This window comes from Flavobacterium sp. HNIBRBA15423 (assembly GCF_052655965.1).
In genome coordinates this window covers 3,034,965-3,051,320 of record NZ_CP199751.1, presented here as the reverse complement: position 1 = coordinate 3,051,320, position 16,356 = coordinate 3,034,965, and the positions used below count along the sequence as shown (strand labels likewise).

At 28.6% G+C, this 16,356-nt stretch carries 10 protein-coding genes; 1 reads left to right on the top strand and 9 read right to left on the bottom strand.

All coding sequences use genetic code 11. From position 1 onward, the window contains the following. Nucleotides 1–35 precede the first annotated feature (35 nt). The 8 genes from ACULEV_RS13750 to ACULEV_RS13715 all read right to left on the bottom strand — a co-directional run bounded on the left by ACULEV_RS13750 (nucleotide 36) and on the right by ACULEV_RS13715 (nucleotide 13,683). Nucleotides 36–1,418, bottom strand: coding sequence for a TolC family protein (locus tag ACULEV_RS13750; protein ID WP_445455621.1), 1,383 nt, complete (start codon nucleotides 1,416–1,418; stop codon nucleotides 36–38). A gap of 6 nt (nucleotides 1,419–1,424) precedes the next feature. Next, nucleotides 1,425–2,777: an HlyD family secretion protein gene (locus tag ACULEV_RS13745; RefSeq protein WP_445455620.1), complete on the bottom strand. Its 1,353-nt coding sequence runs from the start codon at nucleotides 2,775–2,777 to the stop codon at nucleotides 1,425–1,427. A gap of 16 nt (nucleotides 2,778–2,793) precedes the next feature. Next, nucleotides 2,794–4,440: a peptidase domain-containing ABC transporter gene (locus ACULEV_RS13740; protein ID WP_445455619.1), complete on the bottom strand. Its 1,647-nt coding sequence runs from the start codon at nucleotides 4,438–4,440 to the stop codon at nucleotides 2,794–2,796. Then, nucleotides 4,437–5,108, bottom strand: a complete 672-nt coding sequence (locus ACULEV_RS13735) for a TetR/AcrR family transcriptional regulator (protein ID WP_445455618.1) — start codon at nucleotides 5,106–5,108, stop codon at nucleotides 4,437–4,439. The genes ACULEV_RS13740 and ACULEV_RS13735 overlap by 4 nt, the downstream gene beginning before the upstream one ends. 127 nt (nucleotides 5,109–5,235) lie before the next feature. Continuing rightward, entirely contained in the window at nucleotides 5,236–8,817 is a 3,582-nt protein-coding gene (locus ACULEV_RS13730; RefSeq protein ID WP_445455617.1) for a T9SS type B sorting domain-containing protein, read from the bottom strand. Nucleotides 8,818–8,902: 85 nt separating this feature from the next. Beyond that, nucleotides 8,903–9,439, bottom strand: coding sequence for a phosphodiester glycosidase family protein (locus ACULEV_RS13725; protein WP_445455616.1), 537 nt, complete (start codon nucleotides 9,437–9,439; stop codon nucleotides 8,903–8,905). A gap of 185 nt (nucleotides 9,440–9,624) precedes the next feature. Then, nucleotides 9,625–11,142 (bottom strand): 2,3-bisphosphoglycerate-independent phosphoglycerate mutase, encoded by a 1,518-nt coding sequence (gene gpmI, locus ACULEV_RS13720; protein ID WP_445455615.1) that lies wholly within the window; start codon nucleotides 11,140–11,142, stop codon nucleotides 9,625–9,627. A 108-nt stretch (nucleotides 11,143–11,250) separates the two neighbouring features. Continuing rightward, complete coding sequence (locus tag ACULEV_RS13715) at nucleotides 11,251–13,683, bottom strand: DUF5916 domain-containing protein (protein WP_445455614.1); 2,433 nt, start codon at nucleotides 13,681–13,683, stop codon at nucleotides 11,251–11,253. Between the two features lie 186 nt (nucleotides 13,684–13,869). Here ACULEV_RS13715 and ACULEV_RS13710 point away from each other — a divergent pair, with 186 nt between their 5' ends. After that, entirely contained in the window at nucleotides 13,870–14,601 is a 732-nt protein-coding gene (locus ACULEV_RS13710; protein WP_445455613.1) for a murein L,D-transpeptidase catalytic domain family protein, read from the top strand. Here the strand turns inward: ACULEV_RS13710 and ACULEV_RS13705 are convergent. Beyond that, nucleotides 14,590–16,179 carry a L,D-transpeptidase family protein gene (locus ACULEV_RS13705; RefSeq protein WP_445455612.1) on the bottom strand — a complete coding sequence of 530 codons (1,590 nt, stop codon included), beginning with the start codon at nucleotides 16,177–16,179 and terminating at the stop codon, nucleotides 14,590–14,592. The two genes, ACULEV_RS13710 and ACULEV_RS13705, sit on opposite strands and share 12 nt — an antisense overlap. Nucleotides 16,180–16,356: the final 177 nt, after the last annotated feature.

Below are 16,356 nucleotides of genomic sequence, written 5' to 3'. Positions count from 1 at the left end.
TCCCGATTTTATTCGGGATTTTTTATGTCAAATTTTTATTCTGGATTTGCAACTGTTTTAAATAATCCTAAAGTTGCATTTAAAAATGAATTTTCAAGTACAATATTTGTCAATTGAGAGCTAACCAAATTGTTTTCTCTAGAATTAATTAAAAATAAAGAACTTTCTCCCATTTGAAATAAACGCTCTTCTGCAGTAAGCATTAAACTGTAGCTATTAACTAATTCATTATTTATTATTCGTTGTCTTTCATAAGACTCTATTTCTTGTTTTTGAGCTTCTATTTTATTGGTGAGACTTTCTTTTTCAAAATGTAAACTCAACTCGCTATCTTGAAGTTTTAATTTTGCTAGTTTTAAATTAGCTCTTTCTTTTCTTAAAAATATAGGAAAAGAAAAATTAACTCCTATTTTGTAATCTTCAAATCTATAATTTTCAAAGGCACTTGGTTCAGAAAGATAATTGTAACTAACATCTAGTTTTGGTAAAAGACTATTTGCTTTTAATTTTCTTTCAATGTTTAAAATATCGATTTTAGATTGTAGTGCATTTAATTTAGGGTGATTTTCAATGCTTACTACTGAAAAGTCATCAATATTTAAAGTAGTTAGAATGGTTTTCTCCATATTTGTATCTGGAAATAAAGAATCGTCAATTTCTAATGGAACATTGTTTTCCATCCATAGAAAATTGGACAATTCTAATTTGCTTTTAGTAAGTTTTAATCGAGCATTTTCAAGATTCAGTTTCCTTGTTTTTACAGTTATTCCTGCTTCTATGCTATCAATTCCAGCTTTGTCTCCTTGTTCTATTAATTTTATTACACCATCATATCTAATAGTAGCATTTTTTAAATAGGTATTATATAATTGCACTTCATCATAGCTTCTTTTCCAGTTGATATAGTTCAAAGCAGCTTCATATATTATATTAGTTGTCTCAATATCTCTTTCTGCTTTATTTAGTTTTTGATACAATTTTGCTTTTCTTAAATCTGACATTCTTGCGTTTATCCAAAGACCTTGACCAATAGGCACACTAATGCCTAAAGAAGTTAAGCCTGCATTTGGAACAGTGTTTTCAGGATTTAAATAAAGACCTTCATTGTTGTCGAAAGCTGCTTTTATTTCAATACCATACCAAGTGGGTATTTTAAAACTGCCATTAAAGATGGAATAGTAATTTTTATCTGAATATTCCTTTTTTGAATAATCTGCTTCAATTTTTGGGTCAAAAGCACCTCTAGCTTTCATTAATTTTGCTTGAGCTTCAGAAATTTTCAAATCGGCTTGTTTAACTAGTGGGTGGAATTTTTTAACATAGCCTAAATATTCTTCAAAAGTAAATTCTTTTGAAGGGTTTTGTGCATAAATGGTTAATCCAAAAAACAATAAGAGAAAAGTAATTTGATTCTTCATGTTGTTTTATTTTTTATCCGATTTGTTTTTTGTTCCTTCTGGTTGGTAAAAATTAGGCGGAAAACCATTTAAAGTTCTCCATATTTCAAACCAAATAGGAACATCTTCTAGTAATGCTATAGATTGGGTTCCGGCACCAATGCTTAATTGTTCTGGCCATTTTTTATCTTTAGGATCTGGAGCAATTAATACACGATATTTACCATTTTCACTAATGAAGTTTTCTTTAGCTACAACTATACCACCAAAAGTTCCATAAGAAACTCCTGGCCAGCCACTGAAAACTATAGTAGGCCAACCATCAAACCATACTCTTACTTTTTCTCCTTTATTAATTAATGGAAGATCTACTGGACTGATATAGGTTTCTACTGCTATTTCAAAATTTGAAGGCATAATACTAACAATTGATGTGCCTTCTTTTATAGTTTCACCTATTCCAGACTGAATAGCTCTATTAATATAGCCATCTTGTGGAGCTGTAATATAGTATAATCCGTTTCTAATTTGGTAATTAGTGTATTGATTTTTTAATTTATTTACTTGAGCTTCTGTATCATATTTCGAACTCAAAGCGGTTTGTTTATCGCTACTTGTTTTGGCACTTTTTTCAGCATATTCTGCTGTTATGCGATTTAGTTCCATTGTTGCATTTAAGATTTCATTTTGGCTTGCTAAATACTTATTTTCCTGAGTAATTATTTTAGCTTGCATTTCTTGCAATTTTACTTTCTTCTCTTCTACATCTGTTAATGGCTTTAAGCCTTCTTTATTTAAATTGACAGCTCTGTTAAATTGTGTTTCGGCAATTTTTAACTGTGTTTTTGTTGCTTGTAAATCGATGCTATCACTTTTTACTTTTAGATAAGCTTGTTTCAGTTTGTTTTGTGATTGTTTGTATTTTAAGTTTTTTTCGCTTTCTATGGCACCTAATTGCATTTCCAAGGCTTCTACTTTTGAAGTATAAGAGGTTACTGCATTTTCTTTGGCTGTTACCTGGTTGCCAGTGTTTTCAACTAAATTTGGGTCTAAATATTCTTCTTTTATTTCGGAAATAAATAGAATAGTATCTCCTTTTTTGACAAAATCTCCTTCGTTTACAAACCATTTTTCAATACGTCCAGCAATAGCTGTTTGAATTTTTTGTGGTCTTTGATTTGGTTTCAATGTAGTTACAAATCCAGAGCCAGAAATATTTTGTGTCCAAGGAAGAAAAAGAAAAATTAATACTAAAATTGCCATAGCACCAATAAGTCTTTTAATAAAGAGGTATCCTTTGTTTTCAGCAAAAACAATATTTGATTTATATTTTGATAAATCTATTTGATCATCAATTCTATTCTTTGTTATATTTAGCATTTTGTAAAATTATAAGTTAAACAATTTGACCATTTTCTAATGTAATTGTTTTAGTAGCTTGTTTTTCCCAGTTTTCATTTCCTGCAGTTACTACTAGCGTCCATGGGTTGTTCTCATCCATTAAAAATTCAATTATTTTAATAGAATGTTCTTTATCAACTTTATTTATAGGATCTTCTAATAATAAAATTTCAGGTTTTGATAAGATACATCTTGCTAAAATAATTTTTTGAGCTACAGAAGCATTTATTTGTTTTCCTTCTGGAAATAAAGGAGTGTCTAGTCCTAATGGTAAGGTTTTTATAAAATCGATTAATTGTACTTTTTCTAATATATAATTAATTTCACTCATTTTTATTGATTGATTCTGACACGTTATATTGTCTAATATCGAACCTTCAAATGTAGAATCATCTCTTGTAATTAAACCAACTTTAGATCTATAATTACCAATGTTAATTTTATCTATATTCATATTGTTTACAAATAAAATTCCAGCACTTGGTTCTAATATTTTTGCAAGTAATCTAATTAAAGTGCTTTTTCCTGAGCCATTGGTGCCTTTAATAACAATTCTGTCTTTTGGGTTTATAGTTAAATTGATTTTATTTAGAATTGGAATTTCAGATTCAGGATATTTATAGCTTACGTTTTTAACTTCTAAAGTTATATCTTCATTTTCAATTAGAAAATTTTGTAGTTTGTTTTCTCTTTCTACTTCTAAATCAGAAACGGCTCCTAATTTTTCTAAAGAGGTTAAAACATCATAAAATAGTTCTAAACCACCAAATAGTTTTTCTACAGCAGTTATGATTGTTAGGATGACAATTTCTGCAGCAACAAATTGGCCAATGTTCATTTGTTGATTTAAAACTAAAATTCCACCTATAATTAATAAACCAGCTGTTATAATTGTTTTAAAACCAACTAATTGAATAAATTGTTTTTTTAATATTCTAAAATGTTTTTCTCTGTAATTTAAATAATCACTTACAAGAATATCATTTTTGTTTAGTGAAAATTCAAATAAGTTTTGATTTTTAAAACTTAAGTGGTTTCTAGCAATTTCTTGAATCCAATGTGCAACTTTATATTTAAATTTTGATTCTTTTAGACTGGTTTCTAGACCAATTTTAAAATTTCCTTTAAATATAATGTATAAAAGCCCAAGGAGAAGTAGTCCAAAAAGGATAAAAAATGGATGATATAACGATAATAAAATCATTCCAAATAAGATTTGTAATATTGCTGTTGATATGTCTAATAGTAATTTTGAAAAGCCTTTTTGAATAGATAAGGTGTCAAAAAAACGATTAGCTAGTTCTGGAGGATATTGATTGTATAGTTGGTTAAATTTAATTTTTGGAAAACGATATGCAAAATCAAATGATGAACGAACAAAAATTTTTTGTTGTAAATTTTCAGTAATTCTATATTGCATGATTTTAAAAACACCTACTAGAATAACACCTATAACTACTACAATTACTAAAATTCCCCAAGAAGTTGAAACTTTACCAGCTTGAATAAAATTAACAATTGATTGAATACCTAAAGGTAAAGTTAAACTGATTAATCCACCAAATAAGGAGTAAAGCATTATTTGGTAAATATCTCTTTTGTCTATTAATATTAAATTTTTAAATCTCTCTAAAGGTGTCATAGCAATGTTTTTTTTATTAAATCAATATAAAAATCAGAAAGTGTATTTGATTCAGATAAATTGGTAATGGTTTTAAAATGTTCTTTCAGGTAATGTTGGTGTAACGAGCCTTCTACGATTGAAGAAGCTAATGTTTTAGCGAATTTATAATTGGGATTTACTTCTTCAATCATAACAATTATCCTATTGATAACACTTTTGTAAACCAAAAAGAAACCTTCTTTGTTTTCTTCATCTACTTCTTTAGTTAGAAATGTTTTGGTGAATTCACAAATGATAATTTTGTTTAAAATAGATTCATTTACATGTCTTGTAGAAATATCATCTTCAATTTCTTCTGTAATTATTATAATAGCTTTTGATAATTTTTCAATGGAACTTGAAATGTTATTTGTAGCAAAAACAAGTTTATACTCTATCCATGACCAATACCATGATGACAAATAAAGAAGAAGTTTATGCTTGCTTTCAAAATACCTGTAAATTGAACTCTCATTGGATTTAATTTTTTCTCCTAATTTCTTAAAAGTAAAAGCTTCAAATCCTATTTCATGTATCAATAGAATGCTACTTTTTATAATTTTTTTCCCTAAATCTGATGTTTCAGGGTTTTTTACATATAGTTTTTCGTTAACATTAATGTTTAAATTTGAAAGTAAATTTTCCATAACTGAAATTTATACTCACAAAACTAATAGTATTACTATCATATTCCAAAAGTTTAACTTATATTTTAGAATTGTGCATAAAAAATCCCGAATGAATCGGGATTTATAATTGTAATAGGACTTTTTATTATCTCTTTAAAGCAAAATGGCTTTTGTATTCTTTAGTTACATTATTTTTTGTATAAATAAGTTTGAACCAATAATCTGATGAAGGTAGAGGTTGTCCGTTAAAAGTTCCATCCCAGCCTAGGCCATCAGGTGCTAGTTGTTTTAGTAATTTACCATATTTATCAAAAATATAAATGGTAATAGCGTCTAAAGCTCTATTTCCTTTGATATTCCATGTGTCGTTAAAACCATCTCCATTTGGTGTAAAGAAACTTGGGAAATCTGCAATAATAAAATCGGTAGTTGCATCACCACAACCAAATTTGTTTCTTACACTTAGCGTGTACTCTCCAGGTAATATGTTTGTAAAAGCTGGATTTTCTTGCCAATTGGTTTGATCTATACTGTATAGATAATCATTAGAAAATGGTAAAGCATTAGCAGTAATGGTGTTTTCAATACCAAAGGCAATTAACTCATTAGGATTTGTTGTAACTGAATTTGGTACTAAAGAATTTTCTGTTGTGAAATTAAAAATACTAGAGCACATTGCGACATTTGAAATATTTGTAACTAAAACTGAATATTCACCTACAATTGAAGTTGTAAACGAGTTTCCATTTTCTCCACTGATTTCATTTCCAGAAACTGCGTCAAAACCATTATACCATGTAAATGTATAATCTGATGTATTTAGAACTGTTTTTATTTCAATAGGTGTGGTTGTATTTGTCTCTTGATCAATACAAATAATATAAGTGTTTGATAAATTGTTTTCAGGATAAGGTCTAACATATAAATCTAATTCTAATATTCTAAAACATGCTATGTTAGTTTCGCTGTCTCTATTAATCTTACTATTCATACGAACATATATAGTTTGAGAACTAGGAATAGTATTATTAAACTGAGTTGGGTTAGAAATATAATTAGTATTATTACTTATAGCATCATTTAAATTAGTGTAATATCTGTAAGCAATATCAAGTGTTGGTGTCGCTCCAGCCATTTCTGTTTCTCTACTAGTTAAATCAAAAAATCCAAGACCTGAATCATCACATGTTTCTAGTGGAGTGGGATTATTTAATGCTCCTGGTAATGTAAGTATTTCTAAATCTAGAGTTGTGATGGCTTCACAATTGTTATTTGAACTATCTATAACATTAACATAGATTGTAGCTGTAGAACTTGTATAATTTGCAGGATTAGCAATATTATTTCCAGCATTTAAATCAGCAAGAGTTTCATAAAAACTAACTTGATAATTTGTATTTCCACCAGTGATTTGGTTAATTCTTAATTCTAAATTGAAATCAGCTGTTCCATCTCCACAAAATTTAATTGGATTAGGTTGAAAGATAGTTGGATTTGGAAACACATTTATGTCAAAATTTACCACCGAAATACATTGTGTAGTAGTGTCAAATAACCTTATGTAATAGGTTTTTGTGCCTAACGTTAAAGGTAGAGCGATATTTTTGTTTATTGGACTGGTATTGTTAACTGCATTATCAAAGGATTCAAAATAGGAAGTGATTACACTAGGATTTTGCCCCGTAAGTGCTTCAGCATCTTTAGTATTTAATATAAATGTGTCTAAAAGACAAATTCTTTCATTAGCCATTACTGTTTGTAAAGGTGGATTTGTTACTGTTATGTTAAAAGTTCCTACACTTTGACAGCTTGCAGTTGTAGCTGAAATAATTCTTGCATATATGGTTGAAATACCAATAGGAATTTGACTAGCATTAGTTAAACCATTTAAACCAGTAGAAGCATCTGATGTGTTTTCATGGAATGAAATGATAACATTTGATAATGGAAAGTAGGTGTTTTTTATGAATGAGCGTTGTGTGTCAAAATCAACAAAGCCATAGCTTTCATTTATTTCAGGGCAAACTGGAGTTATATCTGGATAATTTGATAAATTGGTTGGATTAATTTGTAAATTAATAACTGCTGTTCCTGATGAAGTACAATTAAGTGCTGTGTTTTCGTTAACTGCTTTTACGTAAATGGTTTGAGTAAATGGAGAGGAACTATTTACATAATTTGTAGGATTGCTTATAAGATTGGTTAAACTAATGTCTTGATAAAAATATAAGGTATATCCTGCTATAGAATTAGTAATAACATTATATAAACTTGTTAAATTAGTTTCAGCAATACCATCTAGTGTTGATGTTATATAATCACATTGTTCAAAAAGAATAGGTGTAGTGTTTACTACTGGAAGAGCACTTATTGTTATTGATATCGAGTTAGATATATTGCTGCAAGTTCCTTGTTCAGTTGTTATTAAATAATAAGTAGATGTTGAATTTACTGTTTGATTGCTTGAGTTTACTACATAATTTGCAGTAGTAATTCCAGTTGAAACTCCATCTTTAAACCATTCGTAAGTAATATTGCTATTAATTGAAGCGTTTGTATTACTGGATGTTATAGTATAATTATCACCTTCACAAATGGTTTGGTTATCTTGAATTGTAACATTTGGATTTGCAATAATTCTAACTGTATTAGACTGAACATCTGTACAAGAATTGTTGGAGACAATTACATAATAATCTCCTGGTAGAATAGGTGTAAAAACTGGATTCGTTTGACCTAAAATTGGATTTGTGTTTAAATACCATTGGTAACTTAATACATCCACACTTGAATCTAAAAGTGCGTTGTTTATAATAGTTGTATTTAATACAGGACTGGTCTCTAAGCAAACTGTATTGGTATTTTGTATGGAAATATCAGGAATTACATGAAAGCTTAAATCGATGCTAGCATCACTATTTTGGATAACACTTGGATTGGTAATATCATAAGCAACTGTTTCGACTCGATAAGTTCCAGTTTCATTGACTGTTATGGTGTTGGTTGGTGAATTAGAGTCAATCACAGGTGCTCCAATTTGTACACCGTCTTTATACCAAGTATAGCTAAATCTCAAATTAGATGCATTACCACTAAAATTAGTAACATCAATTGTAGCTGTTAAATCTTTGGTTGCAGGTTTGCAATAATCAGTTTGATTGATATCGCTTCCGTCAGTGTTAGTTATTTTTGTTAAAGATAAAAAGTCGCAATTTGTTGAACCAGTTCCTCCTGGTAGTTGGGTTACTGAAATGTTTCCAGGAACATTAGAGTAATTATCAATTAACATGACATATAATTGTCCAGTAACTCCATTTGGGATATTTATATTTTCAATACTTGCATTAGACCAACTACAATCTACTTCTGTATTGATGTTTAGTTGACTACAAATATTAGTTAAGTTGTTAAAAGGTCCCCAAAGTACAAAATCAACATCTGTACCATTTCCACTTAAATTGGTTTGACTAATTTGTAGTGTTAATGAGCCTGAATTTTGTATTCTAATAAAAAACCAAGTTGGTCCTTGAAAAGCTGCACCAATACAAGAAGTATTGAAACTTTCTCCATTTTGACCAACAGAATTTGAAAAAGGAATGTTTGTAGCACATGACTGATATGCTTCTGGGTTAGCGGCTAATTCGGCACAAGAAGAAGCACCTCCTTGACCAAAAATTGAAACGCTAAATAAAAAACTGAATATCAGTGTTAATAGGAATGATTTCATAGCAATAATAATTGGCTACAAAAATATAAAAAACAACTTGTTATTCTTTAAGAATTATATATTTAAATAATTTTTTTCCTAATCCTTATTTATTATTTGTAACACCTATAATTACACCAAAATTACCATCAGTTTGTATCCAATTTTCTTCTGGAAGATAGGTTCTTGAAACATAACCGTCTAAATATAATGCGTTTTTACAACCTAATTTTTTAAAATAGAATGCAAAGTCATAAAAATTAATTTCATTTTTAGACATTACAAATACTAAGTTGCCATTTTCTAAAATTCCAACTCCATTTCTAATATTTAAATTTTTTGAACCTTCATTAAATACACTATGAATTACGTTATCAATCACTAGCATTGGACCAGATTGAGTTGCAAATTTTATATTTTTAGTAGCTTTAAAATGTTCAGTAGTGCAAATTATTCCTTTATTATCTTTAGTAATATAAAAAATGCCATTGGGTTTTAAATAAAAATTACCTTTCCCATCAGATGTGTCTAATTGATTTTTAATTTCAAAATTTTCAATATATAAGCCTTGAGGAGAAAGGTCTTTGTTATACATTCCTCCATTTGTAGCAAATACTAATTTTTGATTTTTTGGTCGAGCCAATTTTTTAAATTTTCAATACTACTATAATTAGTTCCGCTATAATCTTTCCAATAAAATTTTACTTCTTTTTCATTCAAATCGACTTTGTATGTAATGAATCTATTGTCTTTGTCGTATTTTTTAAATAAAAGGAATCCATTAGAAATCAGAAATATAAAAAAAAGAAAAAGAGCTGTTTTTTTCATCTACAAAAGCGATTTACAACTCATTACAGTTGGTTGATCAATACCCATTAAGGCTAAAATAGTAGGAGCTATGTCACCTAAAACACCATTATGTATTGTTTCTAATTCGTTGTCAATTAAAATTAAAGGAACTGGATTTGTTGTGTGTGCAGTATTTGGAGTTCCATCTGGATTTATCATAGTTTCACAGTTTCCGTGATCTGCAATTAAAAGTGTAGTATATCCATTTTCTAATGCTGTTTCAACTATTTCTCTTACACAAATATCCACAACTTCACAAGCTTTTATAGCTGCTTCCATAATTCCAGTATGGCCTACCATGTCTCCATTGGCAAAATTTAAGCATACAAAATCAACTTCTCCTTTTTTAAGTTCAGGAATTAAAGCATCTTTTAGTTCGTAAGCACTCATTTCTGGTTGTAGATCATAAGTAGCAACTTTTGGAGAGTTTTTTAAAATTCGACTTTCGCCTACAAATGGGTCTTCTCTTCCTCCAGAGAAAAAGAAAGTAACATGAGGATATTTTTCTGTTTCTGCAATTCGAATTTGTTTTTTACCTGCTTTTTCTAATACTTCTCCTAAGGTTTCAGTAACATTGTCCTTGTCATATATAACATGAACGTTGTTATAAGTTTCATCATAATTAGTCATTGTAACATAGTACAAATTTAATTTATGCATGTTTTGTTCGTGAAAATCTTTTTGCGATAAAGCTTCAGTTAATTCACGACCTCTGTCTGTTCTAAAATTAAAGAAAATTACAACATCATCATCTTTAATGGTTGAAATAGGATTTTGATTTTCATCCGTTATAACTATCGGTTGAATAAATTCATCGGTTACATTATTAGCATAACTTACTAAAATACTAAGCGAGCCTTTTGTGGATTTTGTTCCAATGCCATTTACAACTAAATCATAAGCCAGCTTAACTCTTTCCCAACGTTTATCTCTATCCATTGCGTAATATCTACCTATTATAGACGCTAATTTGGCATTGGTATTTGCTAAATAATTTTCTAAATCTTCGATATATTGTGCTCCCGATTTAGGATCAACATCTCTACCATCTGTAAACGCATGAACAAACATGTTTTGAACACCATTTTCTTGAGCAACATCTATTAAACCTCTCAAATGTGAAGTGTGGCTATGAACTCCACCATCTGAAACTAAACCTAAAAAGTGAACCGCTTTGTTGTTTTTTTTAGCGTAATCAAAAGCGTCCATTAATGGTTTTTCTTGATTCATTGTTTTATTGGCTACAGCCAAATTTATCTTTGCTAAATCTTGATAAACTATACGACCAGCACCAAGATTCATGTGGCCTACTTCACTATTTCCCATTTGACCTTCTGGTAAACCAACATTTAGACCATCTGTGCGAAGTTGTGCATTAGGATATTTTGTATATAAACTATCTATGAAAGGAGTGTTTGCATTATCAATAGCAGAAACTTTTGGGTCAGGTGATTTTCCCCAACCATCTAATATCATTAAAATTACTTTCTTATTCATTGTAGATGTATTTCTACAAATATAGCCATTTGATAAATTCAGATAAAAAAAAACGACTTAATTTCTGTATAAAACTGCGAAAACGTTTTAGTGATTTTAATAAAAAAATTACCCTTTTTTAATCCAGTTTTTAGCTTGATTATAGTCTATAAAATAGCGAATACTTACAGAAAAAGCATGGTTTAAATTATCGGTAAATAAAGTGTCAAAATTATTTTTAAAGTTTTTGTCAATTTCATTTGAGAAATTGGAAGCATTGTTTCTGTATAAAACTGTAGCTTGACTTCCTGGGGCAAACCACCAAGAATATGATAAATCTAAGTTCCATGTGCTAAAATTTGAATTTTTATTTTCAATATAATCTAGCTTTTCGACAAGTCTTCCATTTTTTTGTAAAGTATAAAACGCATTATTTTCTGCAATTGACCAATAATGTCTTACTGAAAGATTAAAGTTCATTTGGCTATTAATAGAAAATTTACTGGTTAACGAATTATTAATGGTATTTCTATCTCTTTGAGCCATAATTACTTCTTCTGTATCACTCAAATAGTCAACAAAACCAATATTGTTTTTTTGAATATATGGATTGATAGAATAAATTAAAGAGAATTTATCATTAAAACGATATCTTGGACTAACAGAAATATCTAAATCGGATCTATTTTCTTGATCATAAAATAAATTAGAAACTTCTATATCTAGAGCAAATTTATAGTTGTAGTTAGAAGAAAAACCTAACCAATAGCTTTGAAGTTTTGGCAAAATAAGAAATTGACCATCTCTTCTAGGTTCATAATAATCGAATCTTTCAAAGGGTTTTATTCGATAGCCAAAGCCAAAATAATGATTGCCTTTTGAAGTAGTATTAACGTCAATACTAAAATTGTTTTGTTGGATTTCATTACTATTATTATTGTATTCCATATAAGTATATAATCCTATATTAAAAGAATTGAATGTTTTTGTAGGAGTTAAAATTCTATAACTAGCATTACTGAAATAACTATAATAATTATTTTGAAAGATGATACCTAAATCATTTTTGTCAAAATCTTTAGAAACATATTCACCACCAATACCAAAACGGTATTTGCCAGAAGTTTCTCCAATAGATAGAGAAGATTCGATTCCATTAGTGTTTTTAGTATCGAAAGTATTACTAAGGTTTGCTTTACCTGAGAGATTAAAGGTGTTTTGTGTTGTATTTAGATCAAAAATAAATCCTGTAACATTGGCATCTCTATAACTTCCATTTCTTGTTGCATTTGTATTTATAAAAGTTACAGATGAATTTTGATTGAAGCGTTGATCAAAAACAGTTACATTGTAATTAGTTAATGGTGAAACAATTTCGGTTCTAGTATTGCCATCAGCATTGTTTCTAATTGTTACATTAGTTTCTTCTGTTATAGCATTTAAAAAACCTATTCCTAAGCCATCGTTATTTCGTCCTGAAATTTTAATAGCATTAAGTAGGTTTGTTGTTGCAGGATATGCTTCAATAGATTCATTATCATGTAATTCAGGATAAAAAAGAGGTGAGGCTCCAATTCTTCTTGTATATAGTAAGTTTCCTTTATTAAATAAATCTGTTCCTTCAGTAAAAAAAGGCCTGTTTTCGTTAAATTGTTGTTCAAATGGACCAAGATTTAATTCAACATTGTCAAATTTGGTTTGACCAAAATCTGGAATTAGAATAGCATCTAAAGTAAAAGCATCATTAATTCCATATTTTATATCTAATCCTCCTTTTAGTGTAATATCTGTTTCTTCTTTGTTAGAATTTAAATAAGCAGAAGTATAAGGGATTAAAAATAAACGTGTAGGTGGTTTAATGTTTTCAATACCTGTTAAAATACCAGCTTGTTGGGAGAATGCACCTATGTTGTTGTTTATTGGAGACCAAGTATATTTTTGTCTTGTTCTTCTTACTTCTCTAAAAAAATTAATACCCCAAGTTTGTATATTCTTTTTCGGAAATCGTAAGGCTGCATAAGGAATTCTCATTTCTACAACCCATCCAATATCTGTAATTTTAGCATTACTTGACCATATAGCATTCCAAGAGTAATCTTCTCCATCTTGCGAGGTAAAATTACAATCGGCTTGACCATTTGCGGCTGTTACATAAAACTGAAAATCTTGTTGGCCATCATTATAACCATTAATAAAGACTCCAAATAAATCTGAAGTACCAAAATTATCTCTTTCCTTTATTTCTTTTAAAATTTTGGTTGGTTGGTTATCATATAATATTGCTCCTATGTATACAGCATCGTCATCATATAGAATTTTTACTTCTGTTCTAAGTTCTTGTGCTTCAAGATTTCCATTATCTGGTGAAAATGTAAAAAAATCTTTGGCAGGCAAAGTTTTTGACCAATCTTCTTCATCAAGTAGTCCGTCAATTGATAGTACAGAGGTTTTTTTCTCTGCTTTTATGCTTTTTTTAACATTTTTTGTAGGAAATGTCGATTGCCCAAATAAAATCTTTGAAAATAAAAGCAATAAAACACAGAAAACGTAGTTATTATGCATGAAATCTTTTTTACAAATTTAGGATTATTCATTTTTGAAGGAAACAAATTATAAAATCTTTAACTTTTCCTTGTAGAATCGACTAAATGCATTTTTTTTCGATAAAAAGCATTAAAAAATTTGTTTGGTAAAAATTTTTAAATATATTTGGAATCTCAAATCAACCTAATAACTATTACAACGACAATGAATTACAAATTATTATCTCTTTTTGCCCTTAGTTTTCTTTGTTTAAGCTTTACTTCAATAAGTAATGTTAAAGAAAACGAAAATAGTAAGACAGATCCAAAGTTAGTAGCATCTAATGTCAAAGTAGCTTTTGAGACTAAATGTAAATCTTTCTATAATTCTATTGAATCAAATGAATTTTCATTACCTAAATATGAAAGTTTTTCAAAGGCATTTGAAGGATATAATGAACTAAAGAAACAAGGGATAATTGAGAAAGATTATTTGACTATTGTTGATTTTAGTCTTTCATCTAATGAAGAGAGAATGTGGGTAATTGATATGAATACTAAAGAAATAGTACTTCGTTCTTTAGTTGCTCATGGAAGAAATTCTGGTGAATTGTTTGCAAATGACTTTTCAAATAAATCAGAATCATACCAAAGTAGTTTAGGTTTTTATACTACAGGCGAAACTTATATTGGAAAACATGGTCTTTCTTTGAGATTAGATGGTTTGGAATATGGGATTAATGATAATGCTAGAGATCGTGCTGTTGTAATTCATGGTGCTGATTATGTTTCTGAAGAATTTGTAAGAACAAATGGACGTTTAGGAAGAAGCCAAGGCTGTCCTGCTGTTTCTAATGAAATATCTAAAGAATTAATTGAGTTGATAAAAGATAAATCTTGTTTATTTATTTATCATCCTTCAAGAAATTATGTTACAAAATCAAAATTAGTTTCGTAAAGCGGTATATAAATTTTTGTCAAGATTATAAATATCTTCTCTAAATTGTAGCCCATCTTTATCAAGCCAATTTGTCCAATACAATAAATAAACATTAATATTGTTCTTAATGGGAACGGTTTTAATGTTTTTTTTGCTTATAATACTATCAATTTCTTTTGTAGCCCATCCTTGATCTTCATTTAAGAGTATTTTTTCAGATAGTAATAATGGATTTTCTACTCTTACACATCCTGAGCTTAAAGCCCTATATTCTCTTGAAAAATAATCCCGATGATTTGTGTCATGTAAATAGACCGAATGTCTATTTGGAAAATTAAATTTCACTAGTCCTAGAGAATTATTATATCCTGAAACTTGAACATATCGATATGATTTAGAATTATCTGAATCCCATTCTTCAGGAATTACAACATTACCGCTTGAGTCATAAATAGTCATTCTAGTTCTTTTAAAGTAATCCAAACTTTTTTTAGCAGAAGGAGTGAGGTCTTCTTTAATTATTGTTGGGGGAACCGTCCACGTAGGATTAAAAACTAGATTAGATAATTTTGAAACAAGTACAGGTGTATTTCTTTTAGGTGTTCCTACTACAATGTTGTGTTCTGCTATAGTATCGTTTTTAGACACATATACTATATTATAGTTCGGTAAATTCACAAGTAAATACTGTTCACCTAAATCTTCTGGAAACCATTTCCATCTTTCTAGATTAGCAATTATTTGTTTTTTTCTCTCTTCTTTGGTAAAATTTAGTGCCTGAATTGTCCCTCTTCCAATAACACCATCTGGTTTTAATCCATGTCTAGATTGAAATTTTTTAACGGCAATAAAAGTAATGGTGTCATAAATAGCAGTTGTTATACTATCTTTTCTTGTGTAATCTTTCCAGTAGGCTAATTTCTTTTTAATTGCTATAACTTCATTCAAAGTATCATTTAATTGAATTTTATCTTTTATATCAATTTTACCAAATTTATACTCAGGATATTTATCAATTACAACTAAACTTTCTTTAATTTTAGCATAAACAAAATGTTTAGGTTTTAGTTCATCAAATGTTGTAGTTACGGTTTTATTTTTAATAGCTTTTTCTAGATAATTAGAGAGCGCTATTGGTTTAGGGTTTAAATCCCAATCTTTATATAGCTTTTTAGGGTTTAATTTACCACGGTACAAATGAAGAGATAGTTTTTCAAATGTTTCAGTTAGTAAAATATCATACTTTATGATAGCTTCATCATCTAGTTTTTTTCTTTTTTCTTCAAGAGCTAAAATAGCTTCTAAATTATAATCGTTAGGATTTAAGCCATCTTTGTAGCAATTCTTAATTTCATTAATTAGTTCGGTTCTGTTTTTTAGACTATACCAAATTTCATAATTATTTAGTTTACTATAATAAATCTTAATGCTATCTTTTAGCGTTTCAATGTGTTCTGGAAGTAATGGTCTGACAACTTCTTGAGTAGTAGAATCTTTTATTAGACTATCATCTATAGCTACCTCATTAGAATTGTTTTTACAACTCAATATAAGAAAACAAAAGAAAATATAATGTATATGTATTGTTTTTAACATAAAACGCATAATAATTTTAAAAATTTAATTCTATAATAGATAGCCTCTTTATCTTTTATATTTTGAATTCTACACTGCAAAAATAGAGACATTCTTCCTTTCATTACTCATTATAAATAGTGATTTTTAGAATTAAATTTTATTTAACTAAATGTATAAATTTTTTTGTACATAATA